This is a genomic window from uncultured Shewanella sp., assembly GCF_947497935.1.
Classification (GTDB): Bacteria; Pseudomonadota; Gammaproteobacteria; order Enterobacterales; family Shewanellaceae; genus Shewanella.
On the sequence record NZ_CANMIO010000033.1, the window covers coordinates 1 to 25,464 of the forward strand.

At 44.3% G+C, this 25,464-nt stretch carries 39 protein-coding genes and 1 pseudogene; 6 read left to right on the forward strand and 34 right to left on the reverse strand.

All coding sequences use genetic code 11. The features are described from left to right. Positions 1–205: 205 nt before the first annotated feature. Genes Q1A86_RS20370 through Q1A86_RS20385 form a run of 4 tightly spaced genes read right to left on the reverse strand, consistent with a single transcriptional unit; the run spans position 206 to position 3,829 of the window. Entirely contained in the window at positions 206–802 is a 597-nt protein-coding gene (locus tag Q1A86_RS20370; protein WP_299811082.1) for a TlpA disulfide reductase family protein, read from the reverse strand. After that, positions 799–1,278 carry a heme lyase NrfEFG subunit NrfF gene (nrfF, locus tag Q1A86_RS20375; protein WP_299811174.1) on the reverse strand — a complete coding sequence of 160 codons (480 nt, stop codon included), beginning with the start codon at positions 1,276–1,278 and terminating at the stop codon, positions 799–801. The genes Q1A86_RS20370 and nrfF overlap by 4 nt, the downstream gene beginning before the upstream one ends. Next, positions 1,278–1,832, reverse strand: coding sequence for a DsbE family thiol:disulfide interchange protein (locus tag Q1A86_RS20380; protein ID WP_299811085.1), 555 nt, complete (start codon positions 1,830–1,832; stop codon positions 1,278–1,280). Before Q1A86_RS20380 ends, nrfF begins: the two co-directional genes overlap by 1 nt. A gap of 17 nt (positions 1,833–1,849) precedes the next feature. Then, positions 1,850–3,829 (reverse strand): heme lyase CcmF/NrfE family subunit, encoded by a 1,980-nt coding sequence (locus Q1A86_RS20385; protein ID WP_299811088.1) that lies wholly within the window; start codon positions 3,827–3,829, stop codon positions 1,850–1,852. A gap of 431 nt (positions 3,830–4,260) precedes the next feature. Here Q1A86_RS20385 and ccmI point away from each other — a divergent pair, with 431 nt between their 5' ends. Further along, positions 4,261–5,511 carry a c-type cytochrome biogenesis protein CcmI gene (ccmI, locus tag Q1A86_RS20390; protein WP_299811091.1) on the forward strand — a complete coding sequence of 417 codons (1,251 nt, stop codon included), beginning with the start codon at positions 4,261–4,263 and terminating at the stop codon, positions 5,509–5,511. Between the two features lie 365 nt (positions 5,512–5,876). On the opposite strand, the gene Q1A86_RS20395 is transcribed toward ccmI, so the two are convergent. After that, positions 5,877–6,170 (reverse strand): c-type cytochrome, encoded by a 294-nt coding sequence (locus Q1A86_RS20395; protein ID WP_299811094.1) that lies wholly within the window; start codon positions 6,168–6,170, stop codon positions 5,877–5,879. Between the two features lie 321 nt (positions 6,171–6,491). Here Q1A86_RS20395 and ccmA point away from each other — a divergent pair, with 321 nt between their 5' ends. Genes ccmA through ccmE form a run of 5 tightly spaced genes read left to right on the forward strand, consistent with a single transcriptional unit; the run spans position 6,492 to position 9,271 of the window. Next, positions 6,492–7,142, forward strand: coding sequence for a cytochrome c biogenesis heme-transporting ATPase CcmA (gene ccmA / locus Q1A86_RS20400; protein WP_299811096.1), 651 nt, complete (start codon positions 6,492–6,494; stop codon positions 7,140–7,142). A 9-nt stretch (positions 7,143–7,151) separates the two neighbouring features. Then, entirely contained in the window at positions 7,152–7,838 is a 687-nt protein-coding gene (gene ccmB, locus Q1A86_RS20405) for a heme exporter protein CcmB (RefSeq protein ID WP_012153483.1), read from the forward strand. 1 nt (position 7,839) lies between these two features. Beyond that, on the forward strand, positions 7,840–8,586 hold the full coding sequence (ccmC, locus tag Q1A86_RS20410; protein WP_299811105.1) for a heme ABC transporter permease CcmC: 747 nt from the start codon (positions 7,840–7,842) through the stop codon (positions 8,584–8,586). Beyond that, positions 8,586–8,783, forward strand: coding sequence for a heme exporter protein CcmD (gene ccmD, locus Q1A86_RS20415; protein ID WP_299811108.1), 198 nt, complete (start codon positions 8,586–8,588; stop codon positions 8,781–8,783). The genes ccmC and ccmD overlap by 1 nt, the downstream gene beginning before the upstream one ends. Further along, the gene (ccmE, locus tag Q1A86_RS20420; RefSeq protein ID WP_299811111.1) at positions 8,783–9,271 is read left to right on the forward strand and encodes a cytochrome c maturation protein CcmE; all 489 of its coding nucleotides are present in this window, start codon (positions 8,783–8,785) and stop codon (positions 9,269–9,271) included. Before ccmD ends, ccmE begins: the two co-directional genes overlap by 1 nt. Positions 9,272–11,150: 1,879 nt before the next feature. Here ccmE and rplQ read toward each other — a convergent pair. From rplQ to tuf, 29 genes and pseudogenes are all read right to left on the reverse strand, one after another. Then, entirely contained in the window at positions 11,151–11,543 is a 393-nt protein-coding gene (gene rplQ, locus Q1A86_RS20425) for a 50S ribosomal protein L17 (protein WP_012153479.1), read from the reverse strand. Between the two features lie 39 nt (positions 11,544–11,582). After that, on the reverse strand, positions 11,583–12,572 hold the full coding sequence (gene rpoA / locus Q1A86_RS20430) for a DNA-directed RNA polymerase subunit alpha (RefSeq protein WP_012153478.1): 990 nt from the start codon (positions 12,570–12,572) through the stop codon (positions 11,583–11,585). 24 nt (positions 12,573–12,596) lie between these two features. After that, positions 12,597–13,217 carry a 30S ribosomal protein S4 gene (gene rpsD / locus Q1A86_RS20435; RefSeq protein WP_012153477.1) on the reverse strand — a complete coding sequence of 207 codons (621 nt, stop codon included), beginning with the start codon at positions 13,215–13,217 and terminating at the stop codon, positions 12,597–12,599. Positions 13,218–13,252: 35 nt separating this feature from the next. Beyond that, positions 13,253–13,645, reverse strand: coding sequence for a 30S ribosomal protein S11 (rpsK, locus tag Q1A86_RS20440; protein ID WP_012153476.1), 393 nt, complete (start codon positions 13,643–13,645; stop codon positions 13,253–13,255). A 14-nt stretch (positions 13,646–13,659) separates the two neighbouring features. Beyond that, the gene (gene rpsM / locus Q1A86_RS20445) at positions 13,660–14,016 is read right to left on the reverse strand and encodes a 30S ribosomal protein S13 (protein ID WP_012153475.1); all 357 of its coding nucleotides are present in this window, start codon (positions 14,014–14,016) and stop codon (positions 13,660–13,662) included. 113 nt (positions 14,017–14,129) lie between these two features. Beyond that, positions 14,130–14,243, reverse strand: coding sequence for a 50S ribosomal protein L36 (gene rpmJ / locus Q1A86_RS20450; protein ID WP_006083579.1), 114 nt, complete (start codon positions 14,241–14,243; stop codon positions 14,130–14,132). Between the two features lie 23 nt (positions 14,244–14,266). Next, positions 14,267–15,607: a preprotein translocase subunit SecY gene (gene secY / locus Q1A86_RS20455; protein ID WP_012153474.1), complete on the reverse strand. Its 1,341-nt coding sequence runs from the start codon at positions 15,605–15,607 to the stop codon at positions 14,267–14,269. 7 nt (positions 15,608–15,614) lie between these two features. Beyond that, positions 15,615–16,049, reverse strand: coding sequence for a 50S ribosomal protein L15 (gene rplO, locus Q1A86_RS20460; RefSeq protein ID WP_299811120.1), 435 nt, complete (start codon positions 16,047–16,049; stop codon positions 15,615–15,617). Between the two features lies 1 nt (position 16,050). Then, positions 16,051–16,236, reverse strand: a complete 186-nt coding sequence (gene rpmD / locus Q1A86_RS20465; RefSeq protein WP_020912153.1) for a 50S ribosomal protein L30 — start codon at positions 16,234–16,236, stop codon at positions 16,051–16,053. Between the two features lie 6 nt (positions 16,237–16,242). Further along, on the reverse strand, positions 16,243–16,749 hold the full coding sequence (gene rpsE, locus Q1A86_RS20470; protein WP_012153471.1) for a 30S ribosomal protein S5: 507 nt from the start codon (positions 16,747–16,749) through the stop codon (positions 16,243–16,245). A 13-nt stretch (positions 16,750–16,762) separates the two neighbouring features. Then, complete coding sequence (gene rplR / locus Q1A86_RS20475; RefSeq protein WP_012153470.1) at positions 16,763–17,113, reverse strand: 50S ribosomal protein L18; 351 nt, start codon at positions 17,111–17,113, stop codon at positions 16,763–16,765. A gap of 11 nt (positions 17,114–17,124) precedes the next feature. Then, positions 17,125–17,655, reverse strand: a complete 531-nt coding sequence (rplF, locus tag Q1A86_RS20480) for a 50S ribosomal protein L6 (RefSeq protein WP_299811128.1) — start codon at positions 17,653–17,655, stop codon at positions 17,125–17,127. A gap of 10 nt (positions 17,656–17,665) precedes the next feature. Further along, on the reverse strand, positions 17,666–18,058 hold the full coding sequence (rpsH, locus tag Q1A86_RS20485) for a 30S ribosomal protein S8 (RefSeq protein ID WP_220781329.1): 393 nt from the start codon (positions 18,056–18,058) through the stop codon (positions 17,666–17,668). Positions 18,059–18,082: 24 nt separating this feature from the next. Continuing rightward, positions 18,083–18,388, reverse strand: coding sequence for a 30S ribosomal protein S14 (gene rpsN, locus Q1A86_RS20490; protein ID WP_299811138.1), 306 nt, complete (start codon positions 18,386–18,388; stop codon positions 18,083–18,085). Between the two features lie 10 nt (positions 18,389–18,398). Further along, positions 18,399–18,938 (reverse strand): 50S ribosomal protein L5, encoded by a 540-nt coding sequence (gene rplE, locus Q1A86_RS20495; RefSeq protein WP_028767967.1) that lies wholly within the window; start codon positions 18,936–18,938, stop codon positions 18,399–18,401. Positions 18,939–18,951: 13 nt separating this feature from the next. After that, on the reverse strand, positions 18,952–19,266 hold the full coding sequence (rplX, locus tag Q1A86_RS20500; protein ID WP_012153465.1) for a 50S ribosomal protein L24: 315 nt from the start codon (positions 19,264–19,266) through the stop codon (positions 18,952–18,954). 11 nt (positions 19,267–19,277) lie between these two features. Further along, positions 19,278–19,646, reverse strand: coding sequence for a 50S ribosomal protein L14 (gene rplN, locus Q1A86_RS20505; RefSeq protein WP_011863976.1), 369 nt, complete (start codon positions 19,644–19,646; stop codon positions 19,278–19,280). A gap of 179 nt (positions 19,647–19,825) precedes the next feature. Further along, entirely contained in the window at positions 19,826–20,074 is a 249-nt protein-coding gene (gene rpsQ, locus Q1A86_RS20510) for a 30S ribosomal protein S17 (protein ID WP_202723799.1), read from the reverse strand. Next, positions 20,074–20,265 (reverse strand): 50S ribosomal protein L29, encoded by a 192-nt coding sequence (gene rpmC / locus Q1A86_RS20515; RefSeq protein ID WP_012144642.1) that lies wholly within the window; start codon positions 20,263–20,265, stop codon positions 20,074–20,076. The genes rpsQ and rpmC overlap by 1 nt, the downstream gene beginning before the upstream one ends. Beyond that, a complete protein-coding gene (gene rplP, locus Q1A86_RS20520; RefSeq protein ID WP_299811162.1) occupies positions 20,265–20,675 on the reverse strand; it encodes a 50S ribosomal protein L16 in 411 nt (136 codons plus the stop codon). Before rplP ends, rpmC begins: the two co-directional genes overlap by 1 nt. A gap of 11 nt (positions 20,676–20,686) precedes the next feature. Next, positions 20,687–21,376, reverse strand: a complete 690-nt coding sequence (gene rpsC, locus Q1A86_RS20525; RefSeq protein ID WP_012153461.1) for a 30S ribosomal protein S3 — start codon at positions 21,374–21,376, stop codon at positions 20,687–20,689. A gap of 9 nt (positions 21,377–21,385) precedes the next feature. Beyond that, entirely contained in the window at positions 21,386–21,718 is a 333-nt protein-coding gene (gene rplV, locus Q1A86_RS20530; RefSeq protein ID WP_012144645.1) for a 50S ribosomal protein L22, read from the reverse strand. Between the two features lie 15 nt (positions 21,719–21,733). Beyond that, positions 21,734–22,012 (reverse strand): 30S ribosomal protein S19, encoded by a 279-nt coding sequence (gene rpsS, locus Q1A86_RS20535; protein WP_011863970.1) that lies wholly within the window; start codon positions 22,010–22,012, stop codon positions 21,734–21,736. An 11-nt stretch (positions 22,013–22,023) separates the two neighbouring features. Beyond that, on the reverse strand, positions 22,024–22,851 hold the full coding sequence (gene rplB, locus Q1A86_RS20540; protein ID WP_220765521.1) for a 50S ribosomal protein L2: 828 nt from the start codon (positions 22,849–22,851) through the stop codon (positions 22,024–22,026). Between the two features lie 17 nt (positions 22,852–22,868). Then, positions 22,869–23,171 (reverse strand): 50S ribosomal protein L23, encoded by a 303-nt coding sequence (gene rplW, locus Q1A86_RS20545; RefSeq protein WP_202723802.1) that lies wholly within the window; start codon positions 23,169–23,171, stop codon positions 22,869–22,871. Further along, positions 23,168–23,773 carry a 50S ribosomal protein L4 gene (rplD, locus tag Q1A86_RS20550; RefSeq protein ID WP_012153458.1) on the reverse strand — a complete coding sequence of 202 codons (606 nt, stop codon included), beginning with the start codon at positions 23,771–23,773 and terminating at the stop codon, positions 23,168–23,170. The genes rplW and rplD overlap by 4 nt, the downstream gene beginning before the upstream one ends. A 17-nt stretch (positions 23,774–23,790) precedes the next feature. Further along, the gene (gene rplC / locus Q1A86_RS20555; RefSeq protein ID WP_220765522.1) at positions 23,791–24,429 is read right to left on the reverse strand and encodes a 50S ribosomal protein L3; all 639 of its coding nucleotides are present in this window, start codon (positions 24,427–24,429) and stop codon (positions 23,791–23,793) included. 26 nt (positions 24,430–24,455) lie between these two features. After that, the gene (rpsJ, locus tag Q1A86_RS20560) at positions 24,456–24,767 is read right to left on the reverse strand and encodes a 30S ribosomal protein S10 (RefSeq protein ID WP_005503530.1); all 312 of its coding nucleotides are present in this window, start codon (positions 24,765–24,767) and stop codon (positions 24,456–24,458) included. 361 nt (positions 24,768–25,128) lie between these two features. Continuing rightward, positions 25,129–25,464, reverse strand: a pseudogene (tuf, locus tag Q1A86_RS20565) (elongation factor Tu); the annotation flags it as partial.

Here is a 25,464-nt window from a genome sequence, read left to right on the forward strand (position 1 = left end):
TTTACGACTATTTCTAATCTCAAACATTAGTCTAGTTGGCCTGCTGTGCCGTGTCAGTGGATGCGCATTATAGGGAGATTTGAGGTGAGCGCAAGAGAGTTTATTAATAAAAATGAAATAACTGAATCAAATGCATAGATATCAAACGATACGCACAAAAAAGGGGCTAAAAGCCCCTTTTTATCATTATTTATTGCGATTTCACTTAGTCTGCAGTGGCGCTAACTTTGCTTTGCAGCTTTGGTTGCTCCAAAAAACTCTTTATAAGCGTTACCGCTTTATCGTCATCCCAATCAACAAAAGTACGAACGAAAGCTATTAGCTCCCCTTCCCTATTAAGGATGAAGGTCGCAGGGATTGTGTCTAAAGGAAAAACATTGCCCAGCTTCTGTTCTTTATCGTAATAGGTATTAAAGTCTTCCATACCTAATGATTTTAAGAATGGCTCTACTTGCTTGTTTCCTTCTAGATCGATAGAAACAGGTAACACCTCAAAGTCATCCGAGCCAATCTTAGCAGAGAAGCGGCTGATTGCTGGTAGCTCTCTAACACATGGAGGACACCAGGTCGCCCACATATTTACCATGATGACTTTACCTTTATATTGGCTAAAGTCGACAGAGGCACCTTCGCTATCTTTAAAAGCAACAGCTTCGATCGGAAATGGCTTAGGAAGAACACTAATTAGATCGACACTAGATTGGACTTGTTTTTGAGCTTGCTTTTCCATTCCTGGATAAGCTTGCGCTCCTGCAGCAAACAACATGGTTGCAGCTGCTAGACCCGCTATGGTCGATCTCATTTAGCGTCTCTCTTTAATAGACGATCGAGTTCTTCTTGCTCTTCAGTTGATAGCTCTTGGTTAGTCGCTTCTGCAATACGCTGTTTACGAATGAAGAAGAAACCAATCACACCACCAAATAACAGAAGACCTATTGGACCCAACCAAAGTGCGTAGGTTTTAGCTTCCATTCTTGGCTTATATAGTACGAACTCACCATAACGACTCGTCATGAATTCAACGATTTCGTCATCAGCCTTACCTTCATCAACCATCTGGTATACTTCTAGACGCAAGTCCTGAGCAACTGGAGAGTTAGAATCGATTAGGTTCTGGTTCTGACACTGTGGGCAACGTAAAGAGTGAGCAAGACTTAATGCACGCTTTTGGTTATCAACAGACTTAAATTCATAAGTGTCTACAGGCGTAGCAATAACGATACTTGTCATGCTTACTAGTAGCACCAGAGCCGATAAGCCCTTCATTAATGATTTAATCACGATGCACCATCCTTCGCAGCTTCAGCTTGTAGCTGTTGAACCATAGGGTAAAGTGTTTCTTTCCATACGCGAGAATCAATTGGCCCTGCGTAACGGTAACGGATAATACCTTTATGGTCGACCAAGAAACTTTCTGGAGCACCATACACACCAAGATCTAAGCCTAAACGACCGTCATGGTCATAGATATTGATTGCATATGGATTACCTTCACGGCTCAACTCACGAATAGCAAGCGGGCGATCATCTCGGTAATTAATGCCGTAGATAGGTAGAATATTCTTACGCGCTAATGTCATTAAGAAAGGATGTTCATACTTACATGATGGGCACCAAGTTGCCCACACGTTAAGTAAACCCACCTTGCCTTTTAGCGTGTCATTAGTCACGGTTTCCCCTGACTTTTCCAAAACCTCTAACTGGAAAGCCGGGATCGGCTTTCCTTCTAGAGCTGAATCGAGTTGTTGTGGGTTGAGGAAGAGCCCCTTATAAAGGAACACTCCCATACCTAAGAACACGACGAGTGGAATAAATAGTACTAACTTTTTCATACTTACCCTACTTCCAATTAAGCCGTAGCTAACTTATCGGCTTCGTTAGCAGCTGTCTTTTCTGTGCTCTTAGCCTTTACGCGATAACGCTTATCAGAAGCAGCGAAGAAACCACCAACCATCATAAAGATTGAACCAAACCAGATCCAACGAACGAAAGGTTTGTAGTTGATACGCACAGCGTACTCAGTACGACTGATTGGGTCACCCATGGTCACGTAAAGATCTCGGAATAGACCCCAATCGATACCAGCCTCAGTCATGTCCATAGTACGAACATTGTATTGGCGACGGTCAGGTCTTAGTAGGGTTACATAATCATCACCCTGGTAAACTTCAATTTGACCTTGCTGAGCCGTGTAGTTTGGACCTACAACATTCTTGGTTTCAACATAGTTAAAGGTATAACCCGCTAATTCATGAGAAATGCCAGGGCCCATACGGACACTCTTTTCTAATGAGTAGTTAGAAACCATGGTGGCACCAACAACAGATACCGCAATACCTAGATGAGCAATGATCATACCTAGCTGGCTACGTCCAAGACGAGTCATATCAATTGACCCATCCTTAGTCTTAACCATGTTATAAGCAGCACGGAATGTCATCAATGTGACCCATACCGCTGCCGCAATACCAAATACTACCCAAGCGTTGAATTCACCGCCGGCAATGAATGGCACAGCTAAACCGATTACCGCTGAAATTACTGCTGGAACGATTAACTGACGCTTTAGTTCACCCGCTTTAGATTTCTTCCAACGGATGATTGGACCGATACCCATAAAGCCAAATAGCACAAGAACGATTGGTACAAACACGGCGTTAAAGTATGGAGGTCCTACAGAGATCTTACCCATGCCCAATGCATCGATTAGTAGCGGATAAAGAGTACCAAGTAAAACAGTACCACAAGCGACCGTCAGTAACAGGTTACACACCAGCAGCATGGTCTCTTTTGATTTAAGTTCGAAACGTGCAGGACTACGCATTTCACTCGCTCTGAAAGCGAATAGTGTGAGTGAACCACCAATTGCTAAACCGAGTAGCAATAGGATGAACATACCTCGACTTGGATCCGCAGCGAACGAGTGAACCGAAGTTAACACGCCTGAACGAACAATAAAGGTACCAAGTAAACTTAATGAGAAAGCAAAGATTGAAAGTAAAACAGTCCAGTTACGGAATGCACCACGCTTTTCAGTTACGATTAGCGAGTGAAGTAGAGCAGTACCAATCAACCAAGGCATGAAAGAAGCGTTTTCGACTGGATCCCAGAACCACCAACCACCCCAACCGAGTTCGTAGTACGCCCACCAAGAACCTAAAGAGATACCGCCAGTTAGGAATACCCAAGCTGCTAACGTCCAAGGGCGGCTCCAACGAGCCCATGCAGAATCAAGTCGTCCACTCATTAATGCAGCAATTGCGAATGCAAAACTTACAGAAAAGCCTACATAACCTAGGTACAACATTGGAGGGTGGAAAATCAAACCAACGTCTTGCAACATTGGGTTAAGGTCACGACCTTCCATCGGGATTGGGAATAAACGCTCAAATGGGCTAGAAGTTAGCAACATAAATAGCGTAAAGCCGATTAAGATCATTGCAAGTACTGACAGTACACGCGCAGTGAAGACTTCTTCTAAGCCTTTACTAAATAGCGCAACCGCTGCAGCCCAAGCCGCTAATGAGAATACCCAGAATAGCAAAGAACCTTCATGTCCTCCCCATACCGCAGCTATCTTGAAGAAGATTGGCAATTCAGAGTTGGAGTGATGTGCTACATAAGCAACAGAGAAGTCATCGACTGCGAAGCTATAGCCAAGCGCAATAACAGAGAAGAGAATAAAGAAGAACATGCCATAACTTAGTGGCCAAGCATAGCGCACTAGGTATTGGTCTTTACGAGCTACACCTACTAAAGGAACGATGGCTAACAGCATGGCGAATGCCAGGCCGATAATCAGCGAAAAGTGTCCTAATTCTGGGATCATGGGTTTTCCTCAGTCCTAAACCATGCTTGATTAAGCTTTCGCTGAATCATCGCATACGTGTTTACAATTAACACTATTAAAAGGTACAAATTTTAGCTCAGTTTAGTATTTGCTATTGTTAATGTCTGCCTATTTCGTACAAATATGGGTGACCTGTCTCATTCTTCCCCTATCTTATTAACAAACACACATAAACAATTGCATGTCACATTCAAGCGTATACTGAGCGAATTCGGTTGAATGTTAAGGTCTGACAGAGAAAGTTCCCGTAAGTTTCGAGAAATTTTACAAATAGAATCAATCTGTGAACAAGCACTCAACTTAGAGTATTTCAGGTTATATTACTGTTCAATGAATAATCTTTCCGTATAATCTTATCCCTAGTTCAGCGGTGAACCCGCTTTTTCGCAAACTAAAGTGAAATAGACATAATGACCACATTCTGGATTTTGATAGCCTCATTTCTACTGGTTAGCCTAGCGCTGATTTGGTTCCCACACTTCCGTCAACAGCGCATGCTGAGGACTGAAGAAGCCGACGTTCGCAAGGGGACTAACCTTGAATTATTCAATGAGCGCCTCGCGACTTTAGAGAAAGAACTTCAAGAAGAACTTCTTGACCAACCTGAGTTCGATGCCCTTAAGAAAGAGCTTGAAATCAGCTTACTTCAAGATATGAAGCAAGGTGATGACGAGTCATTAGTTAACAAACTAAAGCCAAAGAGCATCATGTGGCCGTCAGTTATGTCTGTCGTAATTATCGGTATCTGTGGCTATATGTACTCAACATTGGGTGCCTATAAAAACTTAGACCAACCAATGACTGCAAATGATCCACATGCAGGCCAAACCACTGAGCAAATCATGTCTCAACGCGTTGGCATGATGGAAGCACAAGCACAAGCTGAACCTGAAAATAGTCAGTTATGGTTCAGCCTAGGTCACGCTTACATTTCGGCAAACCGTTATGATGACGCAATCAAAGCATTCGATAAGACGATGGATCTTGTTGGTGTTCATGCAGAGTTACTCGGCCCTAAAGCTACTGCCCTTTATTACCGTTCTAACCAGAAGATGACACCAACGGTTCAAGCTCTTGTTGATCAAGCTCTAAGCTTAGACCCTGTTGATCCTTCTACACTGTTACTTGTTGGCATGGACTCGTTCTTCACCGCTGATTACCAGAAAGCAATTGACGCATGGCAGTTAATCCTAGATAGCGATCGTACTGACGTTGACCGTGGTGCAATCATGAATGCTATCGATAGCGCCAAAATGAGATTAGGTTCTGATGGTGCTATGCCAAATGATGAAGCTCATAAGGGTGTACTGCCAGCAACGGCAAAGACTGTAACGGTTGAAGTTTCTATCTCACCAGAGCTACAGGCTAAAGTCGCAAGCACTGATATGCTTTTCATCTTTGCACGCTCAACTGAAGGCCCTAAAGTACCACTTGCTGCTACGAAAATTTCTGCGGAGTCTCTACCAGCCACGATTACACTAGATGACAGTACTGGTATGGGTGGCAACACTAAGCTAAGCGATGCTAAAGCGGTTGAAATCATCGCGGTATTGTCTAAGCATGGTAGCGTAAGAGCGCAATCAGGTGACATTCAAGGCACACTTTCGATGATCAAAGTCGGTGAGACTGGCCAACTAGTACTAGATACTCAAGTTCAATAAAACTCAGCTTTTGATAAAAAAACCGGCTTTAGCCGGTTTTTTTTTATGTCTATTAGCGGCGAATGAAGTTTATATCCACAATAGCCATTAGTAGTTAACTCTTAACCTCAAACACGCCAGTTAGTGCCTAAAAAAAACTAACTGATGACTTCCCTGCTCAACTTAACAACTAACTTTTAATGCTTAATAGTGGAAGCCAAAACCACTGATTAATACTCTCTGCAGTTAGTGCACACTTACCAAGTCAATCCATGGATACAGATCAATCCGAAAACCTGACTCTACGGCTATATATGTTAATAATGGCGCTAAAAATTAGGCACAAAAAAACCGGCAGCAGCCGGTTTTTTGATGTCTAGCTAAGCTTACTTAGACATATATTCGATTGCTTTCTTGTAATCATCATCAGAGCAATCTGTACACATACCGCCTGGTGGCATAGCGTTTAGGCCTGACTTAACAGAAGATACTAAAGCGTCCATACCTTTACCTAGACGTGGCTCCCAAGCTGCTGCGTCATGTGATTTTGGCGCGCCAGCAACACCCATGCTGTGACATACTTGACATGCCTTGTCGTATACAGCTTTACCATCTTGAGCAAGTGCGCTTGTAGACAGAGTCATAGCTGCCACTGCAGTCAGTGCTAATAATTTTTTCATTTTATACTTTCCTAATGCAAATTCTAACAAAGCTCACGCTGCCCTCAAATTTTTTGGCAGACTTATTATAGCCCGGCTAGGTTACTACAAAGTTCAACAAATGGCATCTTTTTGTGATATTAATCGCGTCAAAACACATTTCACGAGACATAGTTCTCAAAAACGTTAATATATTAGCAAATGTTTAAAAAGTTCATAGAAAATACACAATATTCGAACTACATCAAATTGCTGACACTTAGCAACAAGCAAGACTAAACGCTTGAAAGTCTATGTGTTAGTATCACTTGTGTTTTCATACAGCTTGATATAGAGGGCTCAGTGGTAGAACAATCAAAAGCAACAACACTGGTATCAGCTAATAACTTAACCTGCATCAGAGAAGAGCGCATTTTATTTGATGAACTTAGCTTCGAAATAACCGAAGGTGAGATCGTTCAAATCGAAGGTCCGAACGGTGCAGGTAAAACAAGTCTTTTGCGGATAATCGCAGGTTTATCTCGTCCCTATGCCGGGCAAATCAATTTTAAAGGTGAAGACATTAACCGTTGTCGTGACGAATACAATGATGCCTTATTGTATCTTGGCCACCTTGCAGGTGTTAAAAGTGAGTTAACGGCAGAGGAAAATCTTAACTTCAATTTAAGGATCAGTGGGTATGATGATTTCGACTCCCGTGAGATCCTTGCAAAAGTCAATCTTTCAGGTTTCGAAGAAGCGCTAGCAGGACACTTGTCAGCAGGCCAACACAGAAGGACTGCACTCGCTAGGCTTTGGCACACGAACTGCAAAATCTGGCTTCTAGATGAGCCTTTTACTGCAATCGATAAGAAAGGCGTAGAAGAGCTTGAACACCTGTTTTTAGCCCATGCGAAGCGAGGCGGATGCGTGATATTAACCACACACCAAGATATGGGTGTGATTGGTGATGATATCCTACGCAAAATTCGTCTCGATTATCGCTTCGTATAAGGTTTGGCAATGAAAAAAGGTATCAGTTATACCAAGGCTTTTAGCACGCTGTTGAAGCGAGATCTGCAAATTGCTGTGCGTCATCGCGGAGATATTTTTAACCCGCTACTGTTTTTTGTGTTAGTGGTGACTCTGTTTCCATTAGGTATTGGTCCTGAGCCACAAGTATTAACACGAGTTGCCCCTGGTATTATTTGGGTGGCAGCGCTACTCGCATCTATGTTGTCACTTGAGCGTCTGTTCAAAGCGGATTACGCCGACGGCAGCCTAGAGCAAATGTTACTAAGCCCTCAGCCATTACCTTTAATGGTATTAGCTAAAGTGCTAGCACATTGGATATTAACAGGCGTACCTTTGATTTTAGTGGCACCTTTATTGGCGGTACTATTACATCTTGAAAGCAATAGCTACGGCGCATTAATCGCGACTTTAGCGTTGGGAACGCCAGTTTTAAGTTTATTGGGTGCTATTGGTGTAGCCCTAACCGTTGGTTTGCGTAAAGGCGGCGTTCTGCTTAGTTTGCTTATTCTGCCTCTATATATTCCAGTATTAATTTTTGCGACCAGTGCCATTGATGCTGCTGGCATGAATTTACCCTATGATGGTCAACTAGCGATTATTGGTGCTATGTTGGTCGGTTCATTAACGTTAGCACCTTTTGCAATTGGTGCATCCTTACGAGTGAGTACTAACTAAAATGTGGAAATGGTTACATCCATACGCGGATCCTGAACGCGCCTACAAACTCTCAGGCACCCTACTACCTTGGTTTGCAATGCTTGCCATCTCGCTTATTGGCCTTGGTACTGTTTGGGGCTTAGCATTTGCCCCTACAGATTATCAACAAGGTGATAGCTACCGTATTATCTTTATCCATGTACCCGCTGCATCGATGTCGATGGCAGCTTACATGGCGATGGCGACCTCTTCATTTATCGGACTAGTTTGGCAGATTAAGTCAGCCGACTGGGCTGCTGCGGCTATAGCACCAATCGGTGCTGTCATTACCTTTATTGCACTGATTACTGGTGCGACATGGGGTAAGCCGATGTGGGGCACTTGGTGGGTTTGGGATGCACGTCTAACCTCTGAGCTAGTATTACTATTCCTATATCTAGGTGTAATCTCTTTATACGCTTCATTCGAAGATAAAGTCCTTGCAGCTCGTGCAGCAGGAATCTTAGCGATTGTTGGCGTAATTAACATTCCAATCATCAAGTACTCTGTTGATTGGTGGAGCTCTCTACATCAGCCATCTACAATCAAGATCACTGAAGAGTCATCGATGCCGTCGGAAATGCTATATCCTCTACTCATTAACATCATGGGATTCGGTGTGATGATTGGCGCAATCACATTAGTGAGATTTAGATCGGAAATTTTGGCACGAAATGGCATGCGTCCATGGGTTCGTGAACTTGCTAAAGCAGAAGGGGTCAAATAATGCAGTTCGACTCAATTAATGAATTTATCAATATGGGCGGCTACGCATTCTATGTTTGGCTTGCTTACGGTGTAACTTTTTTCTCACTAGGAACTTTAGTAGTCCTTAGTGTCAGACAGAAACGTAAGGTGTTAGTCGAGATCGCTAAAAAGATCCAACGCGAAGAACGCCTAAAAGAAACTCGGAGTACAAAATAGTGAACCCAAGACGAAAGAAACGCCTAACCCTTGCAGTCGCCCTAATTGGTGGTGTTGCTGCGATCGCTTCTTTGCTTTTATATGCTTTAAACTCGAACCTAAACCTTTTCTTTACTCCTACAGAAATTGTACAAGGTAAAAAAGATACGGGTGTAATGCCTGAAATCGGCCAGCGCATTCGTGTTGGTGGCATGGTAACCGTTGGCTCAATGGTTCGTGACCCAAATAGTCTTCACGTTGAATTTGCTATTCATGATGCAGCTGGCGGCGAAATCATTGTAACTTACGATGACTTACTACCTGATCTATTCCGTGAAGGACAAGGTATCGTAGCGCAAGGTGTTCTATCTAAGCCTGGAGTACTAGAAGCAACTGAAGTACTTGCGAAGCATGATGAGAATTACATGCCTCCAGAAGTTGCGGAAGCTATGGGCCAGTCTCATGAAAAACTAGATTATAACCAAGAGCAAAAGTCTACAGGCTACTAGGCCTAGCTCATAGGTTTTAATAAAGAAGCCCTCTTTGGAGGGCTTCTTTATGCCTGCTTAGTTAGATCACCCACAAAATCAACAGACTCAAAACCTTCACGCAATAATTACTAATCTAAGAGTAACTCTACGCTCCTCTCTGCATTAATAACCTAGGATTAAGAGCATATGAGATGCTACACGAGAAAATGGCAATGACAGGTCGTTTACGAGCCCTAATGTCTATTGGCTAGGCGAGCTAAAGCGAAATGCTAAATAGTATCTTCATACAGCCCGTTGAGTCTTTGTTAGGTTAAACAAAGGGTCTGGACCAAGCTTAGTGCCAGGTGAACTTTGCCAACTTAATTAGCAGCATACTATTTCCCCATAATCTAGACCTACACTTATTGAAGAATCACTGGCTATATACCACTAATATCGCCTTGAATGACCGTTAACCATTACCTATCTAACTGAGATAAAGAGTCCAAGGAACTAACAGCAACTTGTTGTCGTCGCATACGATCGGCCAATTCAGGATTATCAATTTCAGATGCCAGCGTCTCAACATAAATGAATGAAACCAAAATATGGAAGCTAAAAACTAGTTTTACAGCCTAGGTACGATTCAAATTGATAGTAACTTGCGACTCCCTGAAGCCGTTGACACTCAACAGACAAAAAAGAGCAATTCTCAATGAGTAGGTTTACGCGATACACATAGTATTCTGATGGACTATGGAATCGCGTTATCCGCAAACAACACTTAAGTTTTTTAGTTCACCTACCAACAACAATTAGTCTTCCAGAGACTACTCAAAGCCGAGATTACACACGAATTTTACTGGGTACCTCATTGCTACTAATTCCGCTGCAGTGCCAAACAAGTTTCCCCAGCTTTAACTACATGAAAACGTCTATAAAGCTCCTGTGATATATTAAGCGGATCTATTCGAACAATGACTTAGCCTTATGATAACCGATAGCTCTTTACCCACTGACCAGAGATATTTCATATATTGGAGCCAGGTGAGTTAACACCGATGAGTTAACATAAGGTTGATACTAGTTGCCTAGACAACAAAGGTTAGAGATTCGAATAGCTGATGCTAGATGCTTAGAGCAAATTGACTGACATAGTAAAGTAAGAAACAAAATCTTTGCCATGATTGCTAGTCCCCCCTAGTCATTCATAAGTTTATTAACGACATCTTACAAAGTTGGCCATAACTACTATCAAAAAACACTGAAAACATCTTATCCGTTTTAAGAAAAACTGCAGGTTAAATCTATTACCTATCGCTCCCCCCAACTCACAAGCTAATTTTCAAAACTAAAGTGTGCTAGCAAGATTGGTAGAATTATTTGCAGCGGCTCCCACGCAAATGCGAGTAGTAAAAAACCGAAAAGATGAACCATAGAAAGCTGTTTTGATTAGGTTATACAGACTGTGACTAATACCAATCAGTATAAGAATTTGATCTACTCAGAGCGATTTTTGAAAAACTAATTCAAGACGAAAAGCTGCAATAACGCCTATTCCCTTATAAAGCTATTCAACGCAGAAGTAGGCAGCCAAAAACACTCCAGAATGGCGAGCTTTAGCGGTTCTAATGTTGTGACTGTTAAGGAACAAGAGGGAGCTTAAACCTAGTTCAACTATACTCTTCACTCGTTGTGAGCAGCATGGATGCAGCGAATGTCATTAAAGCAGGAGCACTTAATTACCTTGCCTCCCCCCCTAAACACTCGCTGAACGACTAAATGTTTATACTGATTGGTATAACTTAGGGAAAGTTATTACGATTATCAGGTTAGAGTTTAAAACTGACCAATAGACTCGAATTACAGGCATAAAAAAGGCCGAACTAATGTTCGGCCTTTTAAAACTAAGACTTATTTACTCTGCAGTGTCTTCAACAGCTTCTGCTGCTTCAGGACGACCTACTAGTTCAATATACGCCATAGGCGCTTTGTCACCAGTACGTAGACCGCACTTAAGAATACGGGTATATCCACCAGGACGTTCCTGGAAACGTGGACCCAATTCAGTAAATAACTTACCAACGACTTCAGCGTCGCGAGTACGAGCAAATGCCAAACGGCGGTTTGCAACGCTATCACTCTTAGCAAGTGTTATTAGAGGTTCAACTACGCGACGCAGTTCTTTCGCTTTAGCAACAGTAGTTTTGATCACTTCGTGACGAACTATTGAGCATGCCATGTTACGGAACATAGCTTGGCGATGACTGCTGTTACGGTTTAGTTGACGACCACTCTTACGATGGCGCATGACCTAATCCTTATTACCTATATCTGTACTAATCTGGACTTAAAGGTCGTCTGCTAAACTAGCTGGAGGCCAGTTTTCCAGACGCATACCTAACGACAGTCCGCGAGACGCTAACACATCCTTAATTTCAGTAAGAGATTTCTTACCTAGGTTAGGAGTCTTAAGCAGCTCAACTTCAGTGCGTTGTACCAGATCGCCGATGTAATGAATCGCTTCAGCCTTCAAACAGTTGGCTGAACGTACAGTTAGCTCTAAATCGTCGACAGGACGCAACAGAATCGGATCGAACTCCGGCTTCTCTTCTACTGGTGCAGTCTCAGTCACATCACGTAACTCAACAAACGCATCTAGCTGTTCAGCTAGAATTGTCGCTGAACGACGGATAGCTTCCTCAGGATCAATAGTACCGTTAGTGGTCATATCGATAACGAGTTTATCTAAGTCTGTACGCTGTTCAACACGAGCAGCTTCAACATTGTATGCAATGCGAGCAACTGGTGAGAACGAAGAATCTACCAACAAACGACCGATAGGGCGATCATCGTCTTCAGTTTGTGCACGGGCAGAAGCCGGTACATAACCACGACCACGCTCTACGCGGATACGCATGCTGACTTCATTATTACCTGTCAAATGACAGATAACATGGTCAGGATTCATGATAGTAACATCACCATCATGCGTGATATCTGCTGCAGTAACAGGGCCTGCGCCTGACTTACTTAGCGTAAGCATAGCTTCGTCTTTCCCTTCGATAACTACTGCTAAACCTTTAAGGTTTAATAGTATCTCAAGGATATCCTCTTGCACGCCTTCCTTGCTACTGTATTCATGCAGTACACCATCAATCTCTACTTCGGTAACCGCGCAGCCTGGCATAGACGACAATAGGATACGACGCAACGCGTTACCTAGAGTATGACCAAAACCACGCTCTAGCGGCTCCAGTGTAACCTTGGCACGTGTTGGATTAACCTGCTCGATATCAACGAGACGCGGTTTAAGAAATTCTGTAACAGAACCCTGCATTGTGTCCTCTCTTTTGTTTTAACTTTACTTAGAGTAAAGTTCGACGATCAGCTGTTCGTTAATTTCCGCAGACAAATCACTACGCTCAGGAATACGCTTGAAAGCACCTTCCATCTTAGTGTTGTCAACTTCAACCCATGTTGGCTTTTCGCGTTGAGCCGACACTTCTAAAGCCGCTTTAATACGAGCTTGAGTGCGAGACTTTTCACGAACGCTCACTACATCATTCGCAGACACTTTGAATGATGGAATGTTAACGACGCTACCATTAACCATAATTGACTTATGGCTAACTAGCTGACGTGATTCAGCGCGTGTTGCACCAAAGCCCATGCGATAAACAACGTTATCTAGACGGGTTTCTAAAAGAGTAAGTAGGTTTTCACCAGTGTTACCTTTAGTACGTGCAGCATCTTTGTAGTAGTTACGGAATTGCTTTTCTAGCACACCATAAATACGACGAACTTTTTGTTTCTCGCGTAGCTGAACACCATACTCAGACAGACGGGTCTTACGAGCGCCGTGTTGTCCAGGTGCAGTTTCAAGCTTACACTTCGAATCGATTGCTCTCACGCCGCTTTTTAGGAAAAGGTCTGTACCTTCTCTGCGGCTGAGCTTGAGCTTTGGACCCAAGTATCTTGCCATGTTCTTTCTCCAACTATCCTATTAAAAACGACGAATTAAACGCGACGTTTCTTAGGAGGACGACAACCATTATGAGGGATAGGCGTCACATCGGTAATGTTAGTAATCTTGTAACCAACCGAGTTTAGTGCACGAATCGCTGATTCGCGTCCTGGACCTGGACCCTTCACAAAAACTTCTAGGTTTTTAACACCGTAGTCCTGAGCAGCAGTACCTGCGCGCTCAGCAGCAACCTGTGCAGCAAATGGGGTAGATTTACGTGAACCACGGAAACCTGAACCACCAGAAGTTGCCCAAGATAGTGCGTTACCTTGACGATCTGTAATGGTAATAATTGTGTTGTTGAAAGACGCATGGATATGCGCCATACCATCAGCAACCTGTTTACGTACACGCTTACGCGGAGAACGTGACGGAACTTTAGCCATTTTGGTTTACCCCGTTACTTTCTAATTGGTTTACGTGGACCTTTACGCGTACGCGCATTGGTCTTAGTACGTTGCCCACGAAGGGGAAGGCTACGACGATGGCGAAGGCCACGGTAACAACCAAGGTCCATAAGACGCTTGATGTTCATGGAAACTTCACGACGTAAATCACCTTCTACAATGTAGTTGGCAACTTCTTCGCGTAGAGTATCAATTTGAGCTTCGCTCAATTCCTTGATCTTAGCATCTTCAGCAATTGAAGTAGCCGCGCAAATAGCTTGTGCGCGAGTACGACCGATGCCGTAGATAGCAGTCAATGCAATGACTGTATGCTTTTGATCAGGAATGTTAATGCCAGCGATACGGGCCACTATGCACTCCTTAAGTTAAAGGTCATCTGTGAAAAGCCCGGTAGGATACTCGACAGACGACAATTTAGCAAATAATATTTTTGACCAGCCCGGACTGGGCTGGTCAATTTTGTTTAGCCTTGACGCTGTTTGTGTTTAGGTTCAACACAAATCACACGTACAACGCCACTACGCTTTACGATCTTGCAGTTACGGCAGATCTTCTTCACGGAAGCTCGAACTTTCATTTCATCACTCCGAGATTACTAGCTTAGCGACCAAAGCGATCTAAATTCGCTTTGTTTACCAAGTTAGCTTTCTTCATTACAGACTCATACTGATGAGACATCATATGCGTCTGAACCTGAGCCATGAAGTCCATGATTACGACTACCATAATTAGTAGTGAAGTACCGCCAAAATAGAACTGTACTTTCCACGCAATTAACATGAACTCCGGAATTAAGCAGATAAAGGTAATATACAACGCGCCAGCTAATGTTAGGCGTGTCATAACTTTATCAATGTAACGCGAAGTCTGTTCTCCAGGACGAATCCCGGGAATAAACGCACCACTCTTCTTCAAGTTATCAGCTGTTTCGCGAGGGTTAAACACCAACGCAGTATAGAAGAAACAGAAGAAAATAATCGCTGTTGCATATAATAATGAGTACAGCGGCTGTCCTGGTGACACAGCTAGTGAAAAATCACTTAACCATGACATGGACTCATTTTGACCAAACCACTGAGCCAGTGTGCCTGGGAACAAAATGATGCTGGACGCAAAAATAGGCGGGATTACACCGGCCATATTAATCTTAAGTGGTAAATGCGTGCTCTGCGCTGCAAACACCTTACGGCCCTGCTGACGCTTAGCATAGTTAACAACGATACGACGTTGTCCACGCTCTACGAATACCACAAAATAAGTGACAGCGAAAACAATCACTGCCAGCAACAACAATACTAGTACATTCAAGTCGCCTTGACGCGCCTGCTCGGCTGTTTGGCCGATAGCAGATGGCAGACCAGCAACAATACCTGCGAAAATAAGAATCGAGATACCGTTACCTATGCCTCTTTCGGTAATTTGCTCACCTAGCCACATTAGGAACATAGTTCCTGTCACTAAGCTCACTACAGCAACGAAGTAGAAACTAAATCCTAGGTTAACAACTAACCCTGGAACTAGATTCGGTAAACCTGTTGCGATACCGATTGCCTGGAACGTACCCAGGACCAATGTGCCGTATCGAGTATATTGACTGATCTTCTTACGCCCTGACTCGCCTTCTTTCTTCAATTCAGCAAGTGCAGGATGTACCACAGTCAACAACTGCATAATAATCGATGCCGAAATATACGGCATGATACCTAATGCAAAGATAGAGGCACGTTCAAGGGCACCACCAGAGAACATGTTAAACATGCCTAGGATGGTCCCCTTTTGCTGATTAAACAGCTCTGCTAGTACAGCAGCGTCAATACCAGGAATTGGTACAAACGAACCGGCTCTAAAGACGATAATTGCACCAATCACGAACAGGAGACGGGTTTTCAATTCTGATAAACCGCCTTTCGCGCTTTTTAAATCAAGTCCTGGTTTTGCCATCGACGTATTATTCCTCGATCTTGCCACCGGCAGCTTCAATAGCTGCACGTGCACCTTTGGTTACCTTCAGACCTTTTACGGTCACTGGGCGCTCAATGGTACCTGAAAGAACGATTTTAGCAAACTGTATGTTGCGAGTAACTAGATTCGCATCTTTCAGCGCATTTAGGTCGATAACATCACCGTTAACTTTAGCTAATTCGCTAATGCGAATTTCAGCTGATACCAACGCAGTACGCGAGGTAAAACCAAACTTAGGTAGACGGATCTTAAGTGGCATCTGACCACCCTCGAAACCAACGCGAACACCGCCGCCAGAACGAGACTTCTGACCTTTGTGACCACGACCTGCAGTTTTACCTAGGCCTGAACCGATACCGCGACCTACACGCTTAGCTGCTGATTTAGCACCTGCAGCAGGTGATAGAGTATTTAGACGCATCTTATACTTCCTCCACCGAAACCATGTAGTAAACCTTGTTAATCATACCGCGAACAGAAGGAGTATCTTCTAATTCAACAGTGTGATTAATGCGGCGTAGACCAAGACCGGTCAAAGTTGCACGGTGCTTTGGTAAGCGGCCGATTGAACTTTTGGTCTGAGTTACTTTAAGTGTTTTAGTAGCCATGGTGCATTAACCTCGAATTTCAGTAACATTCAGGCCACGCTTAGCTGCGATTTGTGAAGGTGATTTCATATTCACCAACGCATCTACAGTAGCGCGAACGATGTTGATCGGGTTAGTAGAACCGTATGCTTTTGACAGAACGTTATGAACGCCTGCAACTTCCAATACGGCACGCATTGCGCCACCGGCAATAATACCGGTACCGTCAGAGGCTGGTTGCATGTAAACACGTGAACCAGTGTGACGACCCTTTACAGGGTGGTGCAAAGTACCATTATTCAATTCAACGTTTACAATGTTACGGCGAGCCTTTTCCATTGCTTTCTGAATTGCTGCTGGTACTTCACGCGCTTTACCATAGCCATAGCCAACTTTACCGTTACCATCACCCACTACTGTTAGTGCAGTGAAGCTAAAGATACGTCCGCCTTTAACTACTTTAGAAACACGATTAACTGCAACTAACTTCTCTTGCAGATCGTCTTTTTGCTGTTGAGCTTCAAATTTAGCCATTTTTCATCATTCCTTAGAACTTGAGGCCAGCTTCACGAGCAGCGTCTGCTAATGCAGCAACGCGACCGTGATACTTGAAGCCGGAACGATCGAATGCAACTACAGCTACGCCTTTTTCGATAGCGCGCTCAGCAACGGTTTTACCCACTACTTTAGCTGCATCTACGTTACCTGTGTACTTTAGCTGCTCGGTTACTGCTTTTTCAGCAGTAGAAGCTGCCGCCAACACTACGTTTTCAGGACTAATAACCTGTGCGTAAGTGTGACGTGGTGTACGATGTACAACCAGACGATTAACGCCCAGCTCTTGGATCTTCTTACGGGCACGTAGAGCGCGGCGTAAGCGAGATGTTTTCTTATCCATATCGTATTACCTTACTTCTTCTTAGCCTCTTTACGGCGAACTTGTTCATCAGCATAACGAACACCTTTACCTTTGTAAGGCTCTGGTGGACGGTAGCCGCGAATCTCAGCTGCTACTTGTCCGATCAACTGCTTATCAGTACCAGAAAGTACGATTTCAGTTTGAGTTGGACATTCAGCTGTTACGCCGTCTGGAAGTTTGTGAACTAAAGGATGTGAGAAACCTAGAGTCAGGTCAACGTCTTTACCGGCAAGCTTTGCACGGTAACCAACACCAACTAGAGTCAGCTTCTTAACGAAACCTTCAGTAACACCAACAACCATGTTGTTGATTAGTGCACGAGCTGTACCAGCTTGAGCAGCGGTTTTAGCGCTTTCAACTGGTGAACACTTGATTTCATTGTTTTCAACAACAACAGAAACATCAGCATTAATAACTCGAGTCAAACTACCTTTAGTACCTTTTACGGTGATAGTTTGTTCGTTTAAAGTCACTTCTACGCCTGCAGGGATAGCGACTGGTGCTTTTGCGACACGAGACATTGCTAGCTCCTTATGCTACGTAGCAGATAACTTCCCCACCCATGCCATTTTGGCGGGCAGTACGATCAGTCATCAAACCTTTAGAAGTGGACACGATAGCGACACCCAGTCCGCCCATAACCTTTGGTAGTTCGTTTTTACCTTTGTAAATACGAAGACCAGGACGGCTAACGCGCTGGATAGTCTCAACGACTGGCTGACCTTGAAAATACTTTAAAGTGATTTCCAATTCAGGCTTGGCTTCATCTGCTACGGCGTAGTCAGTGATATAACCTTCTTCTTTAAGCATTTTCGCGATAGCGATTTTAAGCTTAGCAGAAGGCATCTTCACAGATACGTGTTTAGCAGCTTGGCCGTTACGAATACGTGTTAACATATCCGCAATAGGATCTTGCATGCTCATATTAGCTTACTCCGTGACAAGTGCTTACCAGCTGGCCTTGCGTAGGCCAGGAACTTCACCGCGCATAGTTGCTTCACGTAATTTAATACGGCTAAGGCCGAATTTACGTAGGAAACCATGTGGGCGACCAGTTTGACTACAGCGATTACGCTGACGCGCAGAGCTAGAGTCACGTGGTAGAGCTTGTAACTTAAGTACTGCATCCCAACGATCTTCGTCAGAAGAAGCTGGACTGCTAATGATAGCTTTAAGTGCAGCGCGCTTTTCAGCGAACTTAGCTACGAGCTGTGCACGCTTTGCTTCACGTGCTTTCATTGAACTTTTTGCCATTACGCTACCCTTATTTCTTGAATGGGAAGTTAAAGCCTTCGAGCAGAGCTCGGCCTTCTTCGTCATTCTTCGCAGAAGTAGTGATTACAATATCCATACCGCGGATCTTATCGATTTTATCGTATTGGATCTCTGGGAAGATAATCTGCTCACGTACGCCCATCGCATAGTTACCACGGCCGTCGAACGACTTAGCGCTCAAACCACGGAAGTCACGAATACGCGGGATCGCGATATCAACTAAACGCTCTAAGAATTCCCACATACGCTCACCGCGCAGTGTAACCTTACAGCCGATTGGGTAGCCTTCACGGATTTTAAAACCAGCAACTGACTTACGAGCTACAGTCACTACTGGCTTTTGACCAGCGATAGCAGTCATGTCACGAAGCGCATGCTCCATAACTTTCTTATCTGCTACTGCTTCGCCAACACCCATATTAAGGGTGATCTTTTCAATCCGAGGGACTTGCATGACACTGGTAAAACCGAACTTTTTAGCAAGTTCAGGACTAACAGTCTCTTTGTATTTATCATGCAGTTTCGCCATCGTTTACTCCAAATTACTTAACGAGTTCACTGTTCGACTTAAAGAAACGGACTTTTTTGCCGTCTTCAAATCGGAAACCAACGCGATCAGCTTTGCCAGTGGCAGAGTTGAAAATCGCTACGTTTGATGCTTGTATAGGTGCTTCTTGCTCAACAATACCGCCAGCTACGCCCAATTGTGGGTTTGGCTTTTGGTGTTTCTTAACAAGGTTGATACCTTCTACAATTAATTTACCAGTTGGAAGAACCTGAGAAACCTTACCGCGTTTACCCTGGTCTTTGCCTGCTAGTACAATTACTTCGTCTTGACGACGTATTTTAGCTGCCATTTTGAAGCTCCTTACAGTACTTCTGGTGCCAATGACACAATCTTCATAAACTGCTCAGTACGCAGTTCACGTGTCACAGGTCCAAAGATACGAGTACCAATCGGTGCAAGGTTTGCGTTAAGCAATACCGCTGCGTTCCGATCGAAGCGAATGACAGAACCGTCTGGACGACGTACGCCTTTCTTAGTACGGACTACCACCGCGTTATATACATCACCTTTCTTCGCTTTACCGCGAGGAATAGCTTCTTTAACAGAAACCTTGATGACGTCGCCGATACCGGCATAACGACGATGAGAGCCACCCAAGACCTTAATACACTGAACTCTACGAGCGCCACTGTTACAGGCGACTTCTAGAGTCGATTGCATTTGGATCATTTTAAGTGCTCCGCTATCGTTACTTACAATCCCACAAAGGGGCTACATTTCACCCTAATTTCGACTTTAATTTAGTCAAAATTGGCGCGCAAGTGTAACACCTAAAAACAGGAATAGATAGTACTAAAAATAAAAACGGCCCCAACTTTAGGAGCCGTTTGCTTAAATACCTAATAAGCTTAGGCTTTTGATACTACTTCAACCAGAGTCCAAGACTTAGTCTTAGACAGCGGACGGCATTCGCGAATAGTCACGATATCGCCAGCATTACACTGATTTTGTTCGTCATGAGCATGGATCTTAGTAGTACGCTTGATAAACTTACCGTATAAAGGGTGTTTTACCTTACGTTCAATAGCTACAGTGATAGACTTGTCCATCTTGTCGCTAAGTACTCGACCTTGCAAAGTACGGATATTATCAGACATTATGCACCCGCCTTAGAAGTAATAATGGTCTTAACGCGCGCAATGTTGCGACGCACGATTTTAAGCTGATGAGTCTGAGTCAACTGACCAGTGGCGTGTTGCATACGCAGATTAAACTGCTCACGCAGCAGACCAAGCAGTTCAGCGTTCAATTCTTCAACGCTCTTTTCTGTTAGTTCGCTCGCTTTCATTACATCACCGTCTTAGTTACGAAGGTAGTCTTTAGAGGTAGTTTAGCTGCAGCTAGGGTGAAAGCTTCACGAGCTAACTCCTCAGATACACCATTCATCTCATAAAGAACCTTACCTGGTTGAATCTGGCAAACCCAGTATTCAACGTTACCCTTACCTTTACCCATACGCACTTCAAGAGGCTTAGAGGTAATTGGCTTGTCAGGGAATACGCGGATCCAGATCTGACCTTGACGTTTAATGTGACGTGTCATAGCACGACGCGCAGATTCAATTTGACGAGCAGTAAGACGACCACGTCCAACAGCTTTCAAACCGAATTCACCGAAGCTAACTTCAGTGCCGTTCGCTAGACCACGGTTGCGGCCTTTGAACATTTTGCGAAACTTCATTCTTTTTGGTTGCAGCATTGCCAGCTCTCCTATTTACCGCGAGGCTTACGCTTCGGCTGCTGTTTCGGCTCTTCATGCTGAGGTAGAACGCCGTCTAGAACTTCACCTTTGAAGACCCAAACTTTAACGCCAATCACACCGTATTGAGTGTGACTCTCAGAAGTAGAATAGTCGATATCAGCACGCAGTGTATGCAAAGGTACACGACCTTCACGATACCACTCTGAACGCGCAATCTCAGCGCCGCCTAGACGGCCACTCACTTCAACTTTGATACCCTTAGCACCAAGACGCATTGCGTTTTGTACTGCGCGCTTCATAGCACGACGGAACATAACACGACGCTCTAGTTGCGAAGCGATGCCATCGGCAACAAGCTTAGCATCTAGCTCTGGCTTACGGATTTCAGCGATGTTGATTTGAGCTGGAATACCAGTCAGCTTAGCAACTGCGTTGCGTAGCTTCTCAACGTCTTCGCCTTTCTTACCAATCACAACACCTGGACGGGCTGTGTGGATAGTTACGCGAACACTCTTAGCTGGACGCTCGATAACAATCTTAGAAACTGAAGCTTGCTTAAGTTTCTTTTCAAGAAACTTACGCACTTCCCAGTCACTGCTCAAGTTATTGGCATAGTCTGACTTGTCAGCGTACCAGGTCGAGATCCAAGGCTTAGTGATACCCAGACGGATACCATTAGGATGTACTTTCTGTCCCATTGCTAACTCCTAGCGATCTGACACAACCACAGTAATGTGGCTGGTGCGCTTGATTATACGATCAGCACGGCCTTTGGCACGTGGCATGATACGCTTCATAGTTGGACCTTCATCGATCATAATCGCTCCAACTCTTAGTTCGTCAATGTCAGCACCTTCATTGTGCTCAGCATTAGCGATAGCAGAGTCCAGTACTTTCTTAACAAGTACTGCAGCTTTCTTAGGGCTGAAAGTTAGAATTTCGAGAGCCTTAGCAACAGGCAGTCCACGGATTTGATCTGCAACCAAACGACACTTTTGAGGCGACGTACGGGCAAAACGATGTTTAGCTAAAACTTCCATCATATGTCTCCCGTATTAACGCTTCTTCGCTTTCTTATCAGCAGCATGGCCGCGATAAGTGCGAGTTGGTGAAAATTCACCAAGCTTGTGGCCGATCATTTCGTCAGTTACGAACACAGGTACGTGCTGACGACCATTATGGACAGCGATGGTCATTCCAATCATGTTAGGAATGATCATAGAGCGGCGAGACCAAGTCTTAATAGGCTTCTTGTCTCCAGCTTCCATCGCTTTCTCTACCTTCTTCAGCAAGTGTAGGTCAATGAATGGACCTTTCTTGAGAGAACGTGGCATGGCGAATCCTCTTACTTTTTATTGCGACGACGTACGATGTACTTGTCGGTGCGTTTATTACTACGAGTCTTGTAACCCTTAGTAGGTTGACCCCATGGAGATACAGGGTGACGGCCACCAGAAGTACGGCCTTCACCACCACCATGTGGGTGATCTACTGGGTTCATTGCAACACCACGAACTGTTGGGCGTACGCCTCTCCAGCGTTTAGCACCTGCTTTACCTAACTGGCGTAGCATATGCTCGGCATTACCAACTTCACCCAATGTCGCGCGGCAATCAACCGGCACTTTACGCATTTCGCCAGAGCGAAGACGTAGAGTGGCGTATGCGCCGTCACGAGCAATAACTTGTACATAAGCACCAGCTGAACGCGCGATCTGAGCACCTTTACCAGGCTTCATTTCGACTGCGTGCACTACGCTACCCACAGGGATATTACGTAGAGGCATTGCGTTACCGCTCTTGATCTCTGCATCGATACCAGACTGGATCTTATCACCAGCTTGCATGCCTTTAGCAGCAAGGATATAACGACGCTCACCGTCAGCGTATAGTACCAATGCGATGTTAGCTGTACGGTTTGGATCATATTCCAAACGTTCAACCTTCGCAGGGATACCGTCTTTGTTACGCTTAAAGTCGATTAGACGATAATGTTGCTTATGACCACCACCAACGTGGCGGACAGTGATACGACCAGTATTGTTACGGCCACCACTTTTTGATTTTTTCGCCAACAGGCCTGCAAAAGGTTTACCCTTATGCAAATCGCTGTTCACCACTTTAACTACGTGGCGACGACCTGGAGAGGTTGGCTTACACTTAATAACTGCCATGATAATTCTCCTAATGCTTACTCAGCGCCGCCGACGAAATCGATGTCAGCACCAGCAGCTAAGGTAACATAAGCTTTTTTCCAATCGCTACGACGGCCAGTACGGGCACCGTGACGCTTAGTTTTGCCTTTGTTAACCAAAGTACGAACTGTATCAACTTCAACTTCAAATAGCTGTGCTACTGCAGCTTTAACTTCAGCTTTAGTTGCATCGATAGCTACACGGAATACTACCGTGTTGTTATTCTCTGCGTTCACAGTGCTCTTTTCAGAGATGTGTGGAGCAAGAATAACTTTTAGCAAACGTTCTTGGCTTATCATCCCAGCATCTCCTCGATTTGCTTAATAGCTTCAGCAGTAACTAGTACTTTGTTGAAAGCGATTAGACTTACTGGATCGATACCAGCAACGTCACGTACGTCAACTTTGTACAGGTTACGAGCAGCTAAGAACAAGTTCTCGTCAACTTCTGGAGTAACAATCAACACGTCTTCAAGTTGCATTTCGTTTAGTTTAGCTTTTAGCTCTTTAGTTTTAGGAGCTTCAACACCGAACGACTCAACTACGATAAGACGGTCTTGACGTACCAATTCAGAGAAAATGCTTTTCAGCGCTCCGCGGTACATCTTTTTGTTAACTTTTTGGCTATGATCTTGTGTTTTAGCAGCGAAAGTTACGCCACCGCCACGCCAGATTGGGCCTTTAACAGTACCAGCACGTGCACGGCCAGTACCTTTTTGGCGCCAAGGCTTTTTGCCTGAGCCAGTTACTTCTGCGCGAGTCTTTTGAGCACGAGTGCCCTGACGCGCGTTTGCAGCGTATGCTACAACTACCTGATGAACCAGTGCTTCATTAAAGTCACGGCCAAAGGTAGCTTCGGAAACTTCAAGAGCACTCTGTGCGTCTTTCAATACCAATTCCATTACTATCTCCTCAGACCTTAAGCTTTAACAGCTGGTTTGATGATCAGGTCGCCATTAGTAGCGCCTGGAACTGCACCCTTAACCAATAGCAGGTTACGTTCAGCATCTACACGAATTACTTCTAGATTCTGTGTCGTAACACGCTCTGCACCCATGTGGCCAGACATTTTCTTACCTTTGAAAACGCGACCAGGTGTTTGGTTTTGACCAATAGAACCGTTAGCTCTATGTGCCAGTGAGTTACCATGTGTTGCATCTTGAGTACGGAAGTTCCAACGCTTAATACCGCCTTGGAAACCCTTACCTTTTGATTGACCAGTAACATCAACTTTCGCTATGTCAGCGAAGATATCTACATTAAGCTCAGCACCAACTTCGATGCCTTCGCCTTCACCATCTGCCAAACGCATTTCCCATAAACCACGACCGGCTTCAACGCCTGCCTTAGCAAAGTGACCTGCTTCTGGTTTAGTGATGCGATTAGCTTTTTTGGTACCAGTAGTAACTTGAAGTGCACGGTAACCATCTGTATCCAAAGTTCTCACTTGGGTTACGCGGTTAGCAGCAATTTCAATTACTGTTACAGGTACCGACGCGCCATCTTCATTGAAGATGCGAGTCATACCTACTTTACGACCGATAAGACCGATAGCCATCTCTCAAACCTCTTCTAAGTTCTCAATTAACCCAAGCTAATCTGAACATCAACACCAGCCGCAAGATCTAAACGCATAAGTGCGTCTACAGTCTTTTCAGTCGGCTCTACGATGTCAACAAGACGCTTGTGAGTACGTAATTCGTACTGATCACGTGCATCTTTATTAACGTGTGGAGAAGTCAAAATGGTATAACGTTCTTTACGCGTTGGTAGTGGAATTGGACCACGAACCTGTGCGCCGGTACGCTTAGCAGTTTCAACGATTTCCGCAGTAGACTGATCAATCAAACGATGATCAAATCCTTTTAAGCGGATACGGATTCTTTGGTTCTGCATTGACCAGAGCTCCTAAAATGTACACAAAAAAATCACCCTCTAGCTATTCCTTCATTTAGAAAAGCAGAGTGAGATGATTTAACCGTTCGACTCACAATCGGAGTCGCTGTTTTTTTACGTCAAACCCGAAGGTAGACCAATTTAAATCGCCTAATGGTTAAGGCGAGGGGCTATTATACTGATTTCAACGCTGAGATCAAGCCCGTTGTTTGAAATACCGTCAAATTGACCGTTTTCAACAAAGTGGCGTCATTATACACAGTCAGATCGGGAATACTAGCCCTGCCCTCATTTTTCTTCAGGCAACAAAAAAGGCAGCCTAAGCTGCCTTTTTCAGTATCGAGTTAAGACTCGTTGCTAATTAAGCAACGATCTCAGCTACAACACCAGCACCAACTGTACGACCACCTTCACGGATAGCGAAGCGTAAACCTTCGTCCATCGCGATTGGGCAGATTAGAGTAACAGTCATAGCTACGTTGTCACCAGGCATTACCATTTCAACGCCTTCTGGCAATTCGATAGTACCGGTTACGTCAGTTGTACGGAAGTAGAACTGTGGACGGTAGCCTTTGAAGAATGGAGTGTGACGTCCACCTTCTTCTTTAGACAGAACGTAAATTTCTGACTTGAAAGTAGTGTGTGGAGTGATTGAACCTGGAGCAGCTAGTACTTGACCACGTTCAACTTCTTCACG